The organism is Thioclava litoralis (assembly GCF_045278885.1).
GTDB classification, from domain to species: domain Bacteria; phylum Pseudomonadota; class Alphaproteobacteria; order Rhodobacterales; family Rhodobacteraceae; genus Thioclava; species Thioclava litoralis.
The window spans coordinates 1679515-1696831 of the sequence record NZ_CP135443.1 but is presented as its reverse complement, the minus strand read 5'-3'; the positions used below and the strand labels follow the sequence as shown (position 1 = coordinate 1696831).

General features: G+C 59.6%; 19 protein-coding genes. 11 read left to right on the top strand and 8 right to left on the bottom strand.

The window, feature by feature from the left end:
- Positions 1 to 10 precede the first annotated feature (10 nt).
- The 7 genes from sdhC to RPE78_RS08275 all read right to left on the bottom strand — a co-directional run bounded on the left by sdhC (position 11) and on the right by RPE78_RS08275 (position 4135).
- Positions 11 to 400: a succinate dehydrogenase, cytochrome b556 subunit gene (gene sdhC, locus RPE78_RS08305; RefSeq protein ID WP_339109037.1), complete on the bottom strand. Its 390-nt coding sequence runs from the start codon at positions 398 to 400 to the stop codon at positions 11 to 13.
- Positions 401 to 760: 360 nt separating this feature from the next.
- On the bottom strand, positions 761 to 1009 hold the full coding sequence (locus tag RPE78_RS08300) for a TM2 domain-containing protein (protein WP_406720272.1): 249 nt from the start codon (positions 1007 to 1009) through the stop codon (positions 761 to 763).
- A 24-nt stretch (positions 1010 to 1033) separates the two neighbouring features.
- Positions 1034 to 1321, bottom strand: a complete 288-nt coding sequence (locus RPE78_RS08295) for an NINE protein (protein WP_339109035.1) — start codon at positions 1319 to 1321, stop codon at positions 1034 to 1036.
- A 116-nt stretch (positions 1322 to 1437) separates the two neighbouring features.
- Entirely contained in the window at positions 1438 to 2472 is a 1035-nt protein-coding gene (locus tag RPE78_RS08290) for a MaoC family dehydratase (RefSeq protein WP_339109034.1), read from the bottom strand.
- A gap of 29 nt (positions 2473 to 2501) precedes the next feature.
- On the bottom strand, positions 2502 to 2705 hold the full coding sequence (locus RPE78_RS08285) for a DUF1737 domain-containing protein (protein WP_339109033.1): 204 nt from the start codon (positions 2703 to 2705) through the stop codon (positions 2502 to 2504).
- An 11-nt stretch (positions 2706 to 2716) separates the two neighbouring features.
- Positions 2717 to 3256, bottom strand: a complete 540-nt coding sequence (locus RPE78_RS08280; RefSeq protein WP_406720271.1) for an NnrU family protein — start codon at positions 3254 to 3256, stop codon at positions 2717 to 2719.
- A gap of 18 nt (positions 3257 to 3274) precedes the next feature.
- Positions 3275 to 4135, bottom strand: a complete 861-nt coding sequence (locus RPE78_RS08275) for an HpcH/HpaI aldolase/citrate lyase family protein (RefSeq protein WP_406720270.1) — start codon at positions 4133 to 4135, stop codon at positions 3275 to 3277.
- 191 nt (positions 4136 to 4326) lie between these two features.
- Between RPE78_RS08275 and RPE78_RS08270 the strand changes: the two genes are divergently transcribed.
- Together RPE78_RS08270 and mdh are read left to right on the top strand one after the other, a co-directional pair.
- Positions 4327 to 4653: a hypothetical protein gene (locus RPE78_RS08270; RefSeq protein ID WP_339109030.1), complete on the top strand. Its 327-nt coding sequence runs from the start codon at positions 4327 to 4329 to the stop codon at positions 4651 to 4653.
- Between the two features lie 213 nt (positions 4654 to 4866).
- Positions 4867 to 5829, top strand: a complete 963-nt coding sequence (gene mdh, locus RPE78_RS08265; protein ID WP_339109029.1) for a malate dehydrogenase — start codon at positions 4867 to 4869, stop codon at positions 5827 to 5829.
- Positions 5830 to 5905: 76 nt separating this feature from the next.
- Here the strand turns inward: mdh and RPE78_RS08260 are convergent, their stop codons facing one another.
- Entirely contained in the window at positions 5906 to 6988 is a 1083-nt protein-coding gene (locus RPE78_RS08260) for a glycosyltransferase family 2 protein (protein WP_406720269.1), read from the bottom strand.
- Between the two features lie 229 nt (positions 6989 to 7217).
- On the opposite strand from RPE78_RS08260, the gene sucC reads away from it, so the two are divergent.
- The 9 genes from sucC (at position 7218) to lpdA (ending at position 17316) form a co-directional block, all read left to right on the top strand.
- Positions 7218 to 8411: an ADP-forming succinate--CoA ligase subunit beta gene (sucC, locus tag RPE78_RS08255; RefSeq protein ID WP_339109027.1), complete on the top strand. Its 1194-nt coding sequence runs from the start codon at positions 7218 to 7220 to the stop codon at positions 8409 to 8411.
- 4 nt (positions 8412 to 8415) lie between these two features.
- A complete protein-coding gene (gene sucD / locus RPE78_RS08250) occupies positions 8416 to 9300 on the top strand; it encodes a succinate--CoA ligase subunit alpha (protein ID WP_339109026.1) in 885 nt (294 codons plus the stop codon).
- A gap of 83 nt (positions 9301 to 9383) precedes the next feature.
- A complete protein-coding gene (locus RPE78_RS08245) occupies positions 9384 to 10121 on the top strand; it encodes a hypothetical protein (RefSeq protein WP_406720268.1) in 738 nt (245 codons plus the stop codon).
- 72 nt (positions 10122 to 10193) lie between these two features.
- The gene (locus RPE78_RS08240) at positions 10194 to 13142 is read left to right on the top strand and encodes a 2-oxoglutarate dehydrogenase E1 component (protein WP_339109024.1); all 2949 of its coding nucleotides are present in this window, start codon (positions 10194 to 10196) and stop codon (positions 13140 to 13142) included.
- Between the two features lie 3 nt (positions 13143 to 13145).
- The gene (gene odhB, locus RPE78_RS08235; protein WP_339109023.1) at positions 13146 to 14654 is read left to right on the top strand and encodes a 2-oxoglutarate dehydrogenase complex dihydrolipoyllysine-residue succinyltransferase; all 1509 of its coding nucleotides are present in this window, start codon (positions 13146 to 13148) and stop codon (positions 14652 to 14654) included.
- A 73-nt stretch (positions 14655 to 14727) separates the two neighbouring features.
- Complete coding sequence (locus tag RPE78_RS08230) at positions 14728 to 15063, top strand: hypothetical protein (protein ID WP_339109022.1); 336 nt, start codon at positions 14728 to 14730, stop codon at positions 15061 to 15063.
- Positions 15060 to 15452, top strand: coding sequence for an MAPEG family protein (locus RPE78_RS08225; protein ID WP_339109021.1), 393 nt, complete (start codon positions 15060 to 15062; stop codon positions 15450 to 15452). Before RPE78_RS08230 ends, RPE78_RS08225 begins: the two co-directional genes overlap by 4 nt.
- Positions 15453 to 15459: 7 nt before the next feature.
- Positions 15460 to 15867, top strand: a complete 408-nt coding sequence (locus RPE78_RS08220) for an MAPEG family protein (protein ID WP_339109020.1) — start codon at positions 15460 to 15462, stop codon at positions 15865 to 15867.
- A 63-nt stretch (positions 15868 to 15930) separates the two neighbouring features.
- On the top strand, positions 15931 to 17316 hold the full coding sequence (gene lpdA, locus RPE78_RS08215; protein ID WP_406720267.1) for a dihydrolipoyl dehydrogenase: 1386 nt from the start codon (positions 15931 to 15933) through the stop codon (positions 17314 to 17316).
- The last annotated feature ends 1 nt before the right edge of the window (position 17317 follow it).

Sequence of the window (17317 nt, the reverse complement as noted above, 5' to 3'; positions counted from 1 at the left end):
GCCACCCTCCTCAGAGCACGATGATAGTGAAGAGCATCAGGACGGTGGCCCCGATGAACATGCCGCGGCCCATGGTCTCGGAGCTTTTGATGTCGAGCGCATAGCCGAAATCCCAGATCACGTGACGCAGGCGGCCAAGCATATGGTACCAAAGCGCCCAGACAGCGCAGATCATCAGCAGGTCACCGATAAAGCTGCGCAGCAGGCCGTCCATAACGGCGAAGGCACCCGCCGAGGTGGCAGCCGTCAACAGCCAGAGCACGATCAGCACCGCAAAGCCGAAGGTGGCGATGCCGGTGATGCGGACGGTGATGGATGAGATCGAGGTCATCTGCGGGCGGTAATACTGCCCGATCATGAAGGGGGAAAGGGGTCTCTCAACCCGTTTCGTTTCTGCCATAGTGGGTCCCTCTGTCGCTTGGCCCCGAAATTCGCGCGGCAAAAGACGATCGGCTATTGCTACGGGCGCCGCGGGGCTGGCCGGAATAATGTCTGGCACATGCATAGGACGATCTGTCGCAGGTGTCACGCGCCACGACTAGAAAATTTGTGCTGTTTCACTCAAAAGAGATACGAAAATTTCATTTGTGATCACATGAATTCGCAGCGTGATCACATTTTCAGCGCTAACAATTCATGAGTGTTTTTGTCAGTTTATAAAAACACATTCAGAGAGTCGCGGCTGTATTCGGGGCGATTATTCCACGGAAAATGCCCGCGAAGAGGCATCGCGGGCATCGAAATACGGACGAGGCGGCGCTTAGCGGCGCAGCGGCAGGCCGTTCTTGTCTTTCATCGAACCGACCACAAGGCGGACGAAATCGATCAGCGACCAGATGCCCAGACCACCAAGGGTCAGCAGCATCAGAATGCCGGTGCCAATCTTGCCAAGATAGAAACGGTGCACGCCCAGCGAACCAAGGAAGAAGCACAGAAGAACAGCAGGCACAAAGCCCTTGGTCGATTCCGCCATAGCGGTGGTTTGCGGCTCGATCGGGGTCGCGGTCATGGAAATCTCCAATATGAGGGAAGGTCAAACAGGTGTTGATGCAAGGCAGACCAGCCGCCCCTGTCCATCCCGCTCCTGTTCCGTGATCAGCTTGTAGAACACGATGATCGTATGCAGCACATCCGCCAGCAAAAACAGAAGGGCCAACGGATTGTCATGCAGGAACAATGCGATGGTGACGACAAACAGGGCGAAGTCGACCAACCCGTGCAAGATATTTCCCAAATAGAAGTGATGGACACCCATCACACCGAAGATGCCACATAGGCAAACCGCAGTTCCGTAGGATTTAGGAGATCGCGTAGCACTCATTACAGGTCTCAAAACGGGTCGCAACAATGTGAGCCGTTTGCGTTACCTTGGCCGCGCGATCAACCCCTAAAAACACTTTCCTATTTCCGAATGCATTGAAATTCAATGCATTACGATCACATCGGGCACAACGCCCAGTAGTCCAGATCCAACAGGACATCGGGCAGATATTTGCCATCCTCGCCGCGCAGGGCAAAGGGGGAGGCTGTCGCCTTCACTGCCACCAGACGCAACCGCAACGCCCCCACTCCGGGTGCGGAAGTTTCAGCCTTATCAATCACTTCCGACCATGCTTTGACAGTATCCCCCGAGAAGCACGGATTGGCATGCGCGCCGCCATTGAGCGCCACGATCATCTGCGCATTGGCCAGCCCGTTAAAAGACAAGGCCCGCGCCATAGAGATGATATGGCCGCCATAGATCAACCTCTGGCCGTCAGGGCGGAAGGTCGCATCGAAATGCACTTTGGCGGTATTTTGCCAAAGGCGGGTCGCCAACATATGTTCGGCTTCCTCAATCGTGACGCCATCCACATGGTCGATCTTCTCGCCGATTTCGTAATCGCCCCAGCGATGCGGCTCGCCCGCAAGGTCGAAATCATAGCCCGTGAAGTCCAGCCCCTCGGGCAGCACCAGATCTGCCGGATCCACCACCGTCTTCAGATCGGGCAGCACGGTCTCAGGCGCGGGCGCATCGGGATTGCCTTTGCGCACCATCACCCAGCGCACATAGTCCATAACAGTCTCATCACGCTGGTTCAGACCGCGGGTGCGGACATAGACCACACCGGATTTGCCGTTGGAATTCTGCTTGAGCCCGATCACCTCGGATTCAGCGCGCAGCGTATCACCCGGATAGACCGGAAGATGCCAGCGCCCCTCGGCATAGCCCAGATTGGCCACGGCATTCAGCGACACATCCGGCACCGTCTTGCCAAAGACCACATGGAACGTCGCCAGATCATCGATGGGCGAGGCAGGCAGGCCACAGGACCGCGCGAACGCATCGGAGGAATACAGCGCCCCACGCGCCGGATAAAGCGCATGATACAGCGCCCTCTCCCCTCCCGATACGGTGCGGGGCACGGCATGTTTCAGCACCTGCCCCACTGTGTAATCCTCGAAGAACCGGCCCGAATTCGTCTTGGCCATGCCCGCACTCCTCCCGTTTCAGGGGCGCGTTACAGCTGCCCCAGTTTCAGATCGGGCGAATAGTCGCCCTCGACAATTTTCGTCACCGCCTGCCCGCAGCGCATCACGCCCTTGGCCGCATCAAACGCATATTGCGGATCGCCCTGCAGCACCCATCCCTTGGACAGCGCCTCGGTGACCTTGTGGCAGAATTCGCTCGTGTCATCTGCCGTGAGAAAACGATAAGCCTTCATGTCCCGCTCCTTTAGCCGAAAACCGGATAGCCAAAGGCATAGTGCACAAGCGCGATTGCGCCATATACAATAACAGTGCCAAGGATCGCGAAGATCTCCATCTTGGCACCTTTGCCTTTGGGCCGGACCCACGCCGTGCGGCTGATCAGCACCATCTCGACAAGCGCCCAGATGCCGATGCCGCCAAAGAGCACGAAACTGGGCGTGTCGCCATTGACCAGCAGGTGGGCCACAGCCCACAGGACCACGCCCAGCAGCATCGGATGGCGGTAGACTTGCGCGATCTTGGTCTTCATCCCCGCCGCCGCAAAGAGATAGACGGCAACCAGCATCAACAGGTTGTTGATCCCCGTTACGGCAGGACTGCGCCCCCAGAAAAACGCCCCGTCGGCGCTGCGATAGCCGATGACCATCAGCACAAGCGACAGGACCAGTAGCCCCGAAACCATCGCCCGCCCCTGCGGACCCATCTTCGCGCGCGCTTCGGGCGCCAGCCGTTTGAACAAATGCGCCAGTGCCCAGATAACGACACCGAGGATAAGAAGGATCATTGGCTTACTCCGCTTGGCTTAAATCCGTGCGGAGACCGCCTCTGCTTTTGCAAGGATCTGCCGCGCTGTCACGATATGCAGATTTTCAACGATCTTACCATCGACAACCGCAACGCCCTGCCCGTTGGCCTGCGCCTCGTCAAAGGCCGCAATCTGGCGTCGGGCGAGATCGATCTCGGCCTCGGAGGGCGCGAAGGCGGCATTGGCAACCGCAAGCTGCGCGGGGTGGATCAGGGTCTTGCCGTCAAAGCCCATATCACGGCCCTGATCACATTCAGCCCGCAGCCCCTCTTCGTCCTTGAAGGCATTATACACCCCGTCGACGATAATCTTGCCATAGGCCTTGGCGGCCAGCAGGCACAGGCCAAGCCCCGGCAGCATCGGCAGACGGTCGGCACGGAAACGCGAACCAAGCTCTTTGGCCAGATCATTGGTACCCATGACCATGCCCTGCAAGCGCGGATGGGCGGCAATGGCCTGCGCGTTCAGCATCCCAAGCGAGGTTTCCATCATCGCCCAAAGCGGCACTTCCGCCACCAGATCGGCAACTGCGTCCAGATCGGCAGGTGTATTCACTTTGGGGATCAGGATCGCATCGATCTTCGCGCCCTCGCGCAGGGCCCGCGCCATGCTCAGCACGTCTTCACGGCCCCAATCAGTGTCCAGCCCGTTCACCCGGACGATCCGCGCACGATTGCCATAATCGGCTGTTTTCAAAGCCGAAACCAGAATATCCCGCGCATTGACCTTTTCATCAATCGCCACGGCATCCTCGAGATCGAAGATGATCGCGTCACATTCAAGACCCGTCGCTTTTTCAAGCGCCCGCTCTTTCGACCCCGGAATATAAAGCACCGAGCGATAAGGCTGTGCCGACATGATTCTCCTCCCATCCTTCGATGTGGAATAAAAGATCACAAAAAGAAAACAAATTGCAACATAATTTCTTCCGCGACGCAGAATATTCCTTTTATGCGCGGCAGCCCGGTTTCTTTCTGCGCCGTTAACCTTCTTTTCGCGAGTTGAGCGCAGTTTAGTGCGCAGGACATACCACAACCAATGGGCGATTCATGCAAAAGAAGCTTTTTGCCCTCTCTCTGGGCTTCCTCGCGCTTATCCTTGCCGCACAAAACCTGCGGGCCGAGACAAATGCCTGTGGCAAACGGGCCGATATCGTTGTCGAACTTGCCAACCGCTATCAGGAAACACGCCGCAGTACCGGCATTGCCGCCAATAATACATTGATGGAACTCTTCGCGGCAGAGAGCGGATCATGGACGCTGCTTGCGACCACCCCCAATGGAACAAGTTGCCTGATCGCTTCGGGGCTGAACTATAAGTCCGCGCCCCAAAAGGTTGAAACCTCCGACACATACAGACCCAAAAAAGAGATCTAGTGGCCCAGAAAAACGGGTTTTTTGCGCCAAGGGCTACGGCGGCTGTCACGGATAAGTGATTGTAGTCACTCAGGTTCCCTGCTGGCGGGGCCGTACACCACGGCATACATAACACGCTTAAGCTGCAGGAAACCGTGCGCTGCTCTTGCCTAAAGCTTAAAAACCCCCTACCCATCACCCGTCACTTATATCCATCCCACGACGGAGGAATTCATGGCCCGACCCAAGATTGCGCTTATCGGCGCAGGTCAGATCGGTGGTACTCTCGCCCATCTTGCAGCCCTCAAAGAACTTGGCGACGTCGTCCTGTTCGACATTTCCGAAGGCACCCCGCAGGGGAAAGCCTTGGACATCGCCGAATCCGGCCCGTCCGAAGGCTTTGACGCCACGCTGAAAGGCACCACGGACTATGCCGATATCGCAGGTGCAGATGTCTGCATCGTGACGGCCGGCGTGCCGCGCAAACCCGGCATGAGCCGCGATGACCTTCTGGGCATCAACCTCAAAGTCATGAAATCGGTCGGCGAAGGCATCAAGCAATATGCCCCGAACGCATTCGTGATCTGCATCACCAACCCGCTCGACGCGATGGTCTGGGCGCTTCAGAAATTCTCCGGCCTGCCCGCCGAGAAAGTCTGCGGCATGGCAGGCGTGCTGGATTCGGCCCGCTTCCGCCACTTCCTCGCGACCGAGTTCAACGTCTCCATGAAAGACGTCACCGCTTTCGTTCTGGGCGGCCACGGCGACACTATGGTGCCGCTGGCACGTTACTCGACCGTTGCCGGCATCCCGCTGCCCGACCTCGTCGAGATGGGCTGGACCACGCAAGAGAAGCTTGACGCGATCATCCAGCGCACCCGTGACGGTGGCGCCGAAATCGTTGGCCTGCTGAAAACCGGTTCGGCCTTCTATGCTCCGGCGACTTCGGCGATCGAGATGGCGGAAGCCTATCTCAAGGACCAGAAGCGCGTTCTGCCCTGTGCCGCCTATGTCAAAGGCGCGCTTGGCCTTGACGGCATGTATGTCGGCGTGCCGACCGTGATCGGTGCTGGCGGCATCGAGCGTGTTGTCGACATCAAGATGAACAAAGACGAGCAAGCCATGTTCGACAAATCGGTCGACGCGGTGAACGGTCTGGTCGAAGCCTGCAAAGGTATCGACAGCTCGCTGGCCTGAGCCATAGCGATGTTTCACGTGAAAGGCGCGGCTTCGGCTGCGCCTTTTGCATTCTGCCTTCGCCCCGACCTTTGCGCTAACCGGTAAAGGCTTCGGCCAGAAAAGCCTGCGCATCAAAGCCCAGCCTCTCTTTTGCCTTGGCCACCAATGCCTCTTCATGTTCCAGCAGCAAACGGTCAAAGCCCGCAGGCGAGAAATCAAGCTCGGGAAACAGGGCCTGCGCATGCGACAGGACAGGGCAGGCAATGCGCTCGGCCAGATCGCGCTGCACCAGAGCCACCTCTTCCGCCTCGGTCATCCCTTGCACCGCAAACCAGTGATCCCACAATGCCTGCGGATCCCGCGCCAGACGCGCCGCCTCCTCGAATTGCGCCACCCTCGGCGCCGCATAGGGCACCGGCGCGCCAGAAACCTGCGTCAGCGCGCGGCGCATCATTTTAAGGATATAATGCAAAGGGGTAAGCCCGTCGAAATGCATCAGGCGCGCGTTATAGGAGGGCCGGTAAGGCAGGGTGACCGTCCCGCCCGGTGCGTCCCAATGCTCGGTCGGATGGTGCACCCCCAGCACATAGCCCTGCCCCGTGCGCATACAGGCCTTACCCGCGATATGCCCCGAGACGCCACGGTTGAGAAACCGCGCGCGCGGACCGTAGAACGCCGCCCCCTCTTCGGCAAACGCATCCCAGCGCTTGCGGAAGACCCCCTGAAAGATATCGCCCCCCGTGACGCCCGGAACAAAGGTCCGCTCCAGCACTTCCAGCCGTAGCCACGCCTTCTCGCGGGTCTTTTCCAGTTCCCATGACAAGGGGCGTTCAAGATGGACGAATTCATCGGCATCACAATGGATTATCCAGTCCATCGCAGTTTCATTCGCGATCCGTGTCGCATGATATTTCTGCCGTGCCTGATGGCGGTTCGGGCGCCGCGCCTTCCAGTGCAGCGCCCAGCCGTCCTCACCTGAACGATGGACGAAACACCCCGAGACGCCGCGCAAAAGCGCCTCGGTCGGCGGGTCGGGACGATCAAAGACCACATGCACCTCCCCTGCCCCGATGGCCACGTGATGGGCGACCCAAGCCGCCATCAGGGGGGCGGGCTCGTCCATCAGGCCGACCACAGCCCATTGCGGATGATCCGGCGCGCGGTTCGACATTGTCATTGGCACATCACTTTCCCCTGTCACGATCAGGCTTCGAAGATTCGACCCATTTTGCCCAAGCGAAAGTTGAATCGCTAACAGAATCTTGCTTGTGATCACACCTGATAAGGCTGTGATCACAAAAGACGGATTTCCGCTCACATCTGAGCGCGCAGGGCAATTTGAGCTTGTCAGCCTGCGACAATCTGTACCAGTCTGCCGCAAATCGCACCAGCATGGGACGGAGATCATGAACATTCATGAATATCAGGCGAAGCAGCTCCTCAAGAGCTACGGCTGCCCGGTTTCGGAGGGTCGCGCGGTTCTGAAGGCAGAGGAGGCCAAGACCGCAGCAAGCGAACTCGACGGACCGCTTTGGGTTGTGAAGGCACAAATCCACGCCGGTGGCCGTGGTAAAGGCCATTTCAAAGAGCCGGAAGCCGGCGAAAAGGGCGGCGTGCGCCTGGCCAAATCGGTGGAAGAAGCCGAAGCGATGGCCAAGCAGATGCTGGGCAAGACGCTGGTGACGCACCAGACCGGCCCCGCAGGCAAGCAGGTCAACCGCATCTATATCGAAGACGGTTCGGACATTGACCGCGAACTGTATCTGGCGCTTCTGGTAGACCGCCAGTCGAGCCGCGTGTCGATCGTATGCTCGACCGAAGGCGGTATGGATATCGAGGAAGTCGCCGCAGCGACCCCCGAAAAAATCCTGTCGTTCTCGATCGATCCGGCGGCGGGCTACCAAGCCTATCACGGGCGCCGTGTGGCCTTCGCGCTGGGTCTCGAAGGGGGTCAGGTCAAACAGATGGTCGGCCTTCTGGCCAAGCTCTACCAGGCCTTCATCGAGAAGGACATGGAGCAGCTCGAGATCAACCCGCTGATCGTCATGCCCGATGGCAACCTCAAGGTGCTGGACGCCAAAGTCGGCTTTGACGGTAACGCGCTTTACCGTCACCACGACATCCAGGCCCTGCGCGACGAGACCGAGGAAGATTCCAAGGAACTCGAAGCGTCGAAATACGACCTGAACTACATCGCGCTCGACGGCGAAATCGGCTGCATGGTGAACGGCGCGGGTCTGGCGATGGCCACGATGGACATCATCAAGCTCTATGGCGCAGAGCCTGCGAACTTCCTTGATGTGGGCGGCGGCGCGACCAAGGAAAAGGTCACCGAGGCCTTCAAGATCATCACCTCCGACAAGAACGTCAAAGGCATTCTGGTCAACATCTTCGGCGGCATCATGCGCTGCGACATCATCGCGGAAGGCGTTCTGGCCGCCGTGAAAGAAGTCGGCCTGCAGGTTCCGCTGGTTGTCCGCCTTGAAGGCACCAATGTCGAAAAAGGCAAGGAAATCATTGCGACTTCCGGCCTGAACGTGATTGCCGCAGACAACCTGTCGGACGGCGCAGAGAAAATCGTGAAAGCGGTGAAAGGCTAAGATCATGGCAGTTCTCGTCAACGAAAACACCAAAGTCATCTGTCAGGGCTTCACCGGCTCGCAGGGGACCTTCCACTCGGAACAGGCCATCGCTTACGGCACCAAGATGGTTGGCGGCGTGACCCCCGGCAAAGGCGGCCAGAAGCATCTGGACCTGCCGGTGTTCAACTCGGTCCATGAAGCCAAGCATGTCACCGAAGCGAATGCGACCGTGATCTATGTTCCCCCGCCCTTCGCGGCCGACTCGATCCTTGAAGCGATCGACGCGGAAATGGAACTGATCGTCTGCATCACCGAGGGCATTCCGGTGCTCGACATGATGAAGGTCAAGCGCGCGCTGATCGACAGCAAATCGCGCCTGATCGGGCCGAACTGCCCGGGCGTCATCACCCCCGACGCCTGCAAAATCGGCATCATGCCCGGCCATATCCACAAGCGTGGCTCGGTCGGCGTTGTGTCGCGTTCGGGCACCCTGACCTACGAGGCCGTCAAACAGACGACCGATATGGGTCTGGGCCAGTCCTCGGCTGTGGGCATCGGCGGCGACCCGATCAAAGGCACCGAGCATATCGATGTGCTCGACATGTTCCTTGACGATCCGGAAACCCAGTCGATCATCATGATCGGGGAAATCGGTGGTTCGGCGGAAGAAGAAGCCGCAGAATTCCTCGCCGAGCAGAAGAAAAAAGGCCGTTGGAAACCGGTTGCGGGCTTCATCGCAGGCCGCACGGCCCCTCCGGGCCGCCGCATGGGCCACGCAGGCGCAATCGTCGCTGGCGGCAAAGGCGATGCGGAATCGAAGATCGAAGCCATGAAATCGGCAGGGATCGTCGTGGCAGACAGCCCCGCAACGCTGGGCGAAGCCGTGATGAAAGCCATCAAGGGCTAAGGACTTGACTACCGGTGCCCGCGCAGGTGATTTGCGCGGGCCCTCGGCGCCGATTGGGTGCCGCTCGGCAGAGCTGAGCAGAGATGGCTTCTCTGTTTTGCCCTTCCGAGGTCGCTTTCGAAAACGTCAGCCCGATAAAAGGTCGGGTAGAGGACGGAATGATGAAAAGACGGATTGCAGACTTGCTTAAAAACACCCGGACCGCGCCTGGTCAGGGTGGCCTTTCTGCTTTGGGCCACGCGATCATTCCGCATGCTTCGGTATCAGGGAGTTTTTCTCTTAACTCTATGCAGTTTTCCGCGCGCGGAGCGACAGCTCTTGATAATGTGGAAACTTTCTCTCCGACTTACTCTGCAAATGGCGTCCGCATGGCACGCGCAAACATGCCGCGAAGAAGGGCTTTCAACATGAACACCACGAAGACAACCAGTTTCTTCCGTCTGGGCAAAGCCGCTTTGCTGGGGGCTTGCGCGGTCGGGCTGACGGCCTGTGGTCCGGGTAACTATTGGGGGAGCGGAAAAATTCACGAGCAGGCCGACACCGCCGGTTCGGAAATTCAAGATCAGATGGTGAAAGCCGCCCCCGGCCCAATCACCACAGGGCCTATTGTCGGTCGCAGCAAGGTTCCGGCGGGCACCACCCCGACCGGTGACACAGGCTATGCGGTGGCCAACAGCGCCCGCACCAACGGGACAATCGTCAACGGACAGGCAGCTCGGTGCACGAGCGCCAATGACTGGTCCAAATACTCTGACGGCTGTGCACATGCCGCGGGCTTGTCTGCGGCGAGCCAGCCCTACATCTCGCCTTACAGCAAGTAAGGCCCAACTTCGTATCACGGTCCGCGACACGCGCGGGCCGCTCCAAACCCATCCACCTGAACAGGTGACCATATGAACGACGAATCTCCAAACAGCCAATTCCAGGCATCCAGCTTCCTTCAGGGGGGCAATGCCGAATATGTCGAGCAGCTCTATGCCCGTTTTGCCAATGATCCGACCTCGGTCGACGCGGCATGGGCAGAGTTCTTCCGCACCCTGCATGACGATGAAACCAGCGTCAAGAAATCGGCCTCCGGTCCCAGCTGGGAACGCCGTGACTGGCCGGCTTCGGCGCCGAGCGAGATCATGGGGGCCCTGACTGGCGAATGGCCCGTGGCCGAAGCCAAGGATGCAGGCAAGAAAATCGGCAAGAAAGCCGAAGAAAAAGGTGTCAAGCTGGACGAGGGCGCGATCCAGCGCGCCGTTCTGGATTCCGTGCGCGCGCTGATGCTGATCCGCGCCTACCGGATCCGTGGCCACCTTGCCGCAGATCTCGACCCGCTGAAAATGCATGACGATGTTCCGCATCCGGAACTCGACCCCAAATCCTACGGCTTCACCGATGCCGATATGGACCGCCCGATCTTCCTTGATAAGGTGCTGGGGCTGGAAATCGCCTCGATGCGCCAGATCATGGAGATCGTGAAGCGCACCTATTGCGGCACCTTCGCGCTGCAATACATGCATATCTCGGACCCCGAGCAATCGGCATGGCTGAAAGAGCGTATCGAAGGCTATGACAAAGAGATCACCTTCACCCGTGAAGGCCGCCGCGCGATCCTGAACAAGCTGGTCGAGGCCGAGGGCTTCGAGAAGTTCCTGCATGTGAAATACATGGGCACCAAGCGCTTCGGTCTGGACGGTGGTGAGGCTCTGATCCCCGCGATGGAGCAGATCATCAAGCGCGGCGGTAACCTCGGTCTGAAAGAGATCGTCATCGGCATGCCGCACCGCGGCCGTCTGTCGGTGCTGTCGAACGTGATGATGAAACCCTATCGCGCGATCTTCAACGAATTCCAGGGCGGCTCGTTCAAGCCGGAAGACGTCGATGGCTCGGGCGATGTGAAATATCACCTTGGTGCGTCTTCGGACCGCGAGTTCGATGGCAATAAGGTCCACCTGTCGCTGACCGCGAACCCCTCGCACCTTGAAGCCGTGAACCCCGTTGTTCTGGGCAAGGTCCGTGCGAAGCAGGACCAGCTCAACGATAGCGAGCGCCGCGAGGTTCTGTCGATCCTGCTGCACGGCGATGCGGCCTTTGCGGGCCAAGGCGTTGTGGCGGAATGTCTGCAGCTGTCGGGCATCCGTGGTCACCGCACCGGCGGCACGATCCATATCGTGGTGAACAACCAGATCGGCTTCACCACCGCGCCGCATTTCTCGCGCACCTCGCCCTACCCGACCGATATCGCCCTGATGGTGGAAGCGCCGATCTTCCACGTGAATGGCGATGATCCGGAAGCCGTTGTGCATGCCGCGAAAGTGGCGACCGAGTTCCGCCAGAAGTTCCTCAAGGACGTCGTTCTGGACATCTTCTGCTACCGCCGCTTCGGTCACAACGAAGGCGACGAGCCGATGTTCACCAACCCCGCGATGTATACCAACATCAAGGGTCACAAGACGACGCTGCAGCTTTACACCGAGCGTCTGGTGAAAGACGGCCTGATCCCCGAGGGCGAGATCGAGGATATGAAAGCCGCGTTCCAGGCGCATCTGAACGAAGAGTTCGAATCGGGCAAGACCTTCAAGCCGAACAAGGCTGACTGGCTCGATGGCCGCTGGAAGAACATGGAGCGCGAGGGTCAGGTCTATGACGCGGGTTCCACCGCGATCTCGGAAGAGACCTATAACGAAGTCGGCAAGGCGCTGGTAAGCGCGCCCGACGATTTCAACATGCACAAGACCGTGGCGCGTCTGCTGGACAACAAGACCCAGATGTTCGAGACCGGCAAGGGCTTTGACTGGGCAACCGGCGAGGCACTGGCGTTCGGCTCGCTGCTGTCGGAAGGCTATCCGGTGCGTCTGGCCGGTCAGGATTCGACCCGCGGCACCTTCAGCCAACGTCACTCGGCCTTCATCGACCAGAAAACCGAAGAGCGTTACTACCCGCTCAATCACATCAAGGCAGGCCAGTCCCGCTACGAGGTGATCGACTCGGCGCTGTCCGAATATGCGGTTCTGGGCTTTGAATATGGCTACTCGCTGGCAGAGCCGAATGCGCTGACCCTGTGGGAAGCCCAGTTCGGTGACTTCGCCAACGGCGCGCAGATCATGTTCGACCAGTTCATCTCCTCGGGCGAACGCAAATGGCTGCGGATGTCCGGTCTGGTGATGCTCTTGCCGCATGGCTTCGAAGGCCAGGGCCCCGAGCACTCCTCGGCGCGTCTGGAACGCTTCCTGCAGATGTGCGCGGAAGACAACTGGATCGTCGCGAACTGCTCCACGCCCGCAAACTACTTCCACATCCTGCGCCGCCAGATCCACCGGAATTTCCGTAAACCGCTGGTTCTGATGACGCCGAAATCGCTGCTTCGCCATCCGAAAGCGATCTCGACCAAGGAAGATTTCATCACCGGTTCCTTCTTCCACCGCGTCCTGTGGGACGATGCGGAAAAAGGCAATTCCGATATGAAGCTCAAACCCGATGCCGATATCAAACGCGTCGTGATGTGTTCGGGCAAGGTCTATTACGACCTGCTGGCCGAACGCGATGCGCGCGGTCTTGATGATGTCTATCTGCTGCGTGTCGAGCAGTTCTACCCGTTCCCCGCGAATTCGCTGACGAACGAGCTGAGCCGCTTCAAAGGCGCAGAGATGGTCTGGTGTCAGGAAGAACCGAAGAACCAGGGCGCCTGGTCCTTCATCGAACCGAACCTGGAATGGGTCTTGTCGAAACTCGACGCCAAACATTCCCGCGCCCGCTATGCAGGCCGTGCCGCTTCCGCTTCGCCCGCAACGGGTCTGGCGAAATCGCACAAGGCCGAGCAGGACGCGCTCGTCAATGATGCACTGGAGGGATAATCCATGAGTACCGAAGTTCGCGTCCCCACGCTGGGCGAATCTGTGACCGAGGCCACTGTCGCCACTTGGTTCAAGAAGCCGGGTGACGCGGTTGCCCAAGACGAAATGCTGTGCGAGCTGGAAACCGACAAAGTGACCGTCGAAGTTCCGGCCCCCGCGGCAGGCACGCTGGGCGAGATCGTGGCCGCAGAAGGCACCACCGTGGGTGTGGATGCGCTTCTGGCCATGATCACCGAGGGCGGCGCAGCCGCAGCCACCGCTCCCAAAGCCGAGGCCCCTGCGGCAGCGGCTCCGGCAGCGGGTGGCTCCGAAGGCAAAGCCGTGGATGTGATGGTTCCGTCGCTGGGCGAGTCGGTATCCGAAGCCACCGTTTCGACCTGGTTCAAGAAACCCGGCGATGTGGTCGCACAGGACGAAATGCTGTGCGAGCTGGAAACCGATAAGGTTTCGGTCGAGGTTCCGGCCCCCGCTGCGGGTGTTCTGTCGGAAATCGTGGCCGCAGAAGGCACCACGGTGGACGCATCGGCCAAGCTGGCCGTGATCATGGCAGGCGCATCGGCAGGCTCCGTTGCAGCGGCTCCGGCCCCCGCAGCCGCACCGGCAGAAGCGGCCTCGGGCGCAGGCGTGAAAAACGCGCCTTCGGCGGAAAAAGCGATGGCGGAAAAGGGCATCAACCCCGCTTCGGTCACCGGCACCGGCCGCGATGGCCGCATCATGAAAGAAGATGTGGCCAAAGCGGGTTCGGCCCCTGCTCCGGCAGTGGCGGCAGCCCCCGTGCAGATGCCGCGCGGCACCGCAAATGCCGATGACGCAGCCCGCGAAGAGCGCGTGAAGATGACCCGTCTGCGGGCCACCATCGCCAAGCGTCTGAAAGACAGCCAGAACACCGCCGCCATGCTGACCACCTATAACGAGGTGGACATGACGGAAGTGATGGCGCTGCGTAACCAGTACAAAGACATGTTCGAGAAGAAACATGGCGTACGTCTGGGCTTCATGTCCTTCTTTACCAAAGCGTGCTGCCACGCTCTGAAAGAAGTGCCGGAAGTGAACGCAGAGATCGACGGCAACGAGATCGTCTACAAGAACTACGTCCATATGGGCGTGGCCGCTGGCACCCCGCAGGGTCTGGTCGTTCCGGTGATCCGCGACGCCGACAGCATGTCCTTCGCCGATATCGAGAAAGCGATCTCGGAAAAAGGCAAGCGCGCGCGTGACGGCAAGCTGTCGATGGCAGAGATGCAGGGCGGTACCTTCACCATCTCGAACGGTGGTGTCTATGGCTCGCTGATGTCCTCGCCGATCCTGAACCCGCCGCAATCGGGTATCCTCGGGATGCACAAGATCCAGGACCGTCCGATGGTCATCAATGGCAAGATCGAGATCCGTCCGATGATGTATCTCGCGCTGTCCTATGACCACCGTATCGTTGACGGCAAAGGGGCTGTGACCTTCCTCGTGCGCGTGAAAGAAGCGCTGGAAGATCCGCGCCGCCTGCTGATGGATCTGTAATCCGATATGTGGCGCCCTGTCACGGGGCGCCACACCCCTGCACCCCCTACAGGTGCGTTTCGAGGCAAGACTGATGCAACTGGCACGATGGATGATCTGGGCGGAGATTGCGCTTCGGGCGTTCTATTTCCCGGCTCTCACCGCGTTCCTTGCGATGGGGCGGGCCGAGGCAACCGATATGATCATTCTGGTTGTCGACCTTGCTCTGCTGCTCTGTCTCCAGTTTTCTCTGCGCGCGCCGCAACGTCCGGTCTGGCTGTTTGCCCTTGCCCTCTGCGCGCTGCATTACCTGCATGCCATTTCGGGCGGGCTGAGCCTTGGAAATTTCTGGCCGCTGCTGGACGGCATTCTGGCCGCAATCGCAGGATTTTCGCTTGCGCTGCGTAAACCGGAAAGGGTTCTGGCATGACCCCCGAACTCTACGCCCTTGCCGCAACCGTGCTGATACATCTGGCGGCCGTGCTGTGGTCACAAAGATCCCTCGAGGCCGATATCGGCAAAGAGGGGAATCTGGGCACCCGTGAAAATCTCGAGGCGCGGCTGTCGGAAAAAACCCTGCGCCTGCGCCGTGCATTGTCGAACCATACCGAGAATATCGGGCCGTTTGTCATTGCGGTGGTCATGGTGCAGTTCACCGGCACGAATGGCTGGCTGAGCGCGCTTTGCGCCTGGGTCTATGTGGCTGCGCGGGCGCTCTATCTTCCGGCCTATGCTTTCGGCTGGGTGCCGTGGCGCTCTGTGATTTTCTTGGCGGGTCTTGCGGCCACGCTTGTTATGATCCTGTCGGCAATCCTCTGAGGCTCCCATGATCGAATTCACCACCCCCGAACTTAGCGCGCTCGGTCTGGCCGTGCTGCTGCATATCGCCCTGATGGTGCTGTTTGCGGTGCGCGCCAATCTGGAACTGCCGCGCGGCTATGCGCTCAGCCCGCGTGACACCCCTCCGGCCAAGCCGCTGTCGGTGGTGACCGCCCGCCTCCAGCGCGCGATGAACAACTCCTTTGAAAGCCTCATCCTGTTCACGCCTGCGGTGCTTCTGGTGGTACTGACACGGCAGACGGGCCCCCTGACAACCACGCTTTGCGGCATCTTTCTTGTCGCAAGGTTCGCCTTTATCCCCGCCTATGCACTGGGCTGGACGCCGTGGCGTTCGCTGTTCTGGGGGATCGGGCTTCTTGCAACTCTGGCCGTGCTTTTGATCGGCCTGATCTGAAACGAGGGCGGGGCTATCCCTGCCCGACTGATATAATCCGCACCTGACAGATAGGAGCAAAAAATGGCTGAATTTGATGTGATCGTGATTGGCGGCGGCCCGGGTGGCTATGTCTGCGCTATCCGCTGTGCCCAACTGGGGCTGAAAACCGCCTGTGTCGAAGGCCGCGAGACGCTGGGCGGCACCTGCCTCAATGTGGGCTGCATCCCCTCCAAGGCGCTCTTGCATGCGACCCACGAGCTGCATGAAGCCGAACATAACTTCGCCAAGATGGGCCTGAAGGGCAAAACGCCTTCGGTCGATTGGGACCAGATGAAGGCCTATAAGCAAGAGGTCGTCGACGGCAATACCAAAGGCATCGAGTTCCTGTTCAAGAAGAACAAGGTCACTTGGCTCAAAGGCTGGGGCTCGATCCCTGCCGCCGGTCAGGTCAAGGTCGGTGATGAGGTTCACACCGCCAAAAACATCGTGATCGCTTCGGGGTCGGTGCCGTCCTCGCTGCCGGGGATCGAGATCGACGAAGAGACCGTTGTGTCCTCCACCGGCGCGCTGTCGCTGAAAAAGATCCCGAAATCGCTCGTTGTGATCGGCGCAGGCGTTATCGGTCTGGAAATGGGCTCGGTCTATGCGCGTCTGGGCGCCAAGGTGACCGTGGTCGAATTCCTCGATGTGATCACCCCCACGATGGATGGCGAGGTGTCCAAGCAGTTCCAGAAGATCCTTGCCAAGCAGGGCATGGAGTTCGTCCTCGGCGCGGCTGTGCAATCGGTCGAGACCAAGGGCGGCAAGGCCAAGGTCACCTACAAGCTGCGCAAGGATGACAGCGAGGTCACCATCGACGCGGATACCGTTCTCGTGGCCACCGGCCGCAAGCCCTATACCGATGGTCTGGGTCTGGCGGAAATCGGCGTCGAGATGGAACAGCGCGGCCAGATCAAGACCGATGCCCATTGGCAGACCACTGTCAAAGGCGTCTATGCGATCGGCGATGCGATCATCGGCCCGATGCTGGCCCACAAGGCCGAAGACGAGGGCATGGCCGTTGCCGAGGTCATCGCGGGCAAGCATGGCCATGTCAATTATGGCGTCATCCCCGGTGTGATCTACACCACCCCCGAGGTGGCATCGGTCGGCAAAACCGAGGAAGAGCTGAAGAAAGACGGCGTGAAATACAAGGTTGGCAAATTCCCCTTCATGGGCAATGCGCGCGCCAAAGCCGTCTTCCAGGCGGATGGTTTCGCCAAGCTGATCGTGGATGAGAACGACCGCATTCTCGGGGCGCATATCATCGGCCCGGGCGCAGGCGACCTGATCCACGAAGTCTGTGTGGCGATGGAATTCGGCGCCTCTGCCGAAGATCTGGCCCTGACCTGCCACGCGCACCCGACCTTCTCGGAAGCGGTCCGTGAGGCGGCTCTGGCCTGTGGTGACGGCGCAATCCACGCCTGAT

Bases quoted from the DNA above. Each gene is read 5' to 3' on its own strand.
- sucC (WP_339109027.1), top strand. From the start codon at position 7,218: ATGAACATTCATGAATATCAGGCGAAGCAGCTCCTCAAGAGCTACGGC.
- RPE78_RS08260 (WP_406720269.1), bottom strand. From the start codon at position 6,988: ATGACAATGTCGAACCGCGCGCCGGATCATCCGCAATGGGCTGTGGTC.
- sdhC (WP_339109037.1), bottom strand. From the start codon at position 400: ATGGCAGAAACGAAACGGGTTGAGAGACCCCTTTCCCCCTTCATGATC.
- RPE78_RS08225 (WP_339109021.1), top strand. From the start codon at position 15,060: ATGACCCCCGAACTCTACGCCCTTGCCGCAACCGTGCTGATACATCTG.
- lpdA (WP_406720267.1), top strand. From the start codon at position 15,931: ATGGCTGAATTTGATGTGATCGTGATTGGCGGCGGCCCGGGTGGCTAT.
- mdh (WP_339109029.1), top strand. From the start codon at position 4,867: ATGGCCCGACCCAAGATTGCGCTTATCGGCGCAGGTCAGATCGGTGGT.
- odhB (WP_339109023.1), top strand. From the start codon at position 13,146: ATGAGTACCGAAGTTCGCGTCCCCACGCTGGGCGAATCTGTGACCGAG.
- RPE78_RS08245 (WP_406720268.1), top strand. From the start codon at position 9,384: ATGGCTTCTCTGTTTTGCCCTTCCGAGGTCGCTTTCGAAAACGTCAGC.
- RPE78_RS08270 (WP_339109030.1), top strand. From the start codon at position 4,327: ATGCAAAAGAAGCTTTTTGCCCTCTCTCTGGGCTTCCTCGCGCTTATC.
- RPE78_RS08230 (WP_339109022.1), top strand. From the start codon at position 14,728: ATGCAACTGGCACGATGGATGATCTGGGCGGAGATTGCGCTTCGGGCG.
- RPE78_RS08295 (WP_339109035.1), bottom strand. From the start codon at position 1,321: ATGAGTGCTACGCGATCTCCTAAATCCTACGGAACTGCGGTTTGCCTA.
- RPE78_RS08280 (WP_406720271.1), bottom strand. From the start codon at position 3,256: ATGATCCTTCTTATCCTCGGTGTCGTTATCTGGGCACTGGCGCATTTG.
- RPE78_RS08285 (WP_339109033.1), bottom strand. From the start codon at position 2,705: ATGAAGGCTTATCGTTTTCTCACGGCAGATGACACGAGCGAATTCTGC.
- RPE78_RS08290 (WP_339109034.1), bottom strand. From the start codon at position 2,472: ATGGCCAAGACGAATTCGGGCCGGTTCTTCGAGGATTACACAGTGGGG.
- sucD (WP_339109026.1), top strand. From the start codon at position 8,416: ATGGCAGTTCTCGTCAACGAAAACACCAAAGTCATCTGTCAGGGCTTC.
- RPE78_RS08275 (WP_406720270.1), bottom strand. From the start codon at position 4,135: ATGTCGGCACAGCCTTATCGCTCGGTGCTTTATATTCCGGGGTCGAAA.
- RPE78_RS08240 (WP_339109024.1), top strand. From the start codon at position 10,194: ATGAACGACGAATCTCCAAACAGCCAATTCCAGGCATCCAGCTTCCTT.
- RPE78_RS08220 (WP_339109020.1), top strand. From the start codon at position 15,460: ATGATCGAATTCACCACCCCCGAACTTAGCGCGCTCGGTCTGGCCGTG.
- RPE78_RS08300 (WP_406720272.1), bottom strand. From the start codon at position 1,009: ATGACCGCGACCCCGATCGAGCCGCAAACCACCGCTATGGCGGAATCG.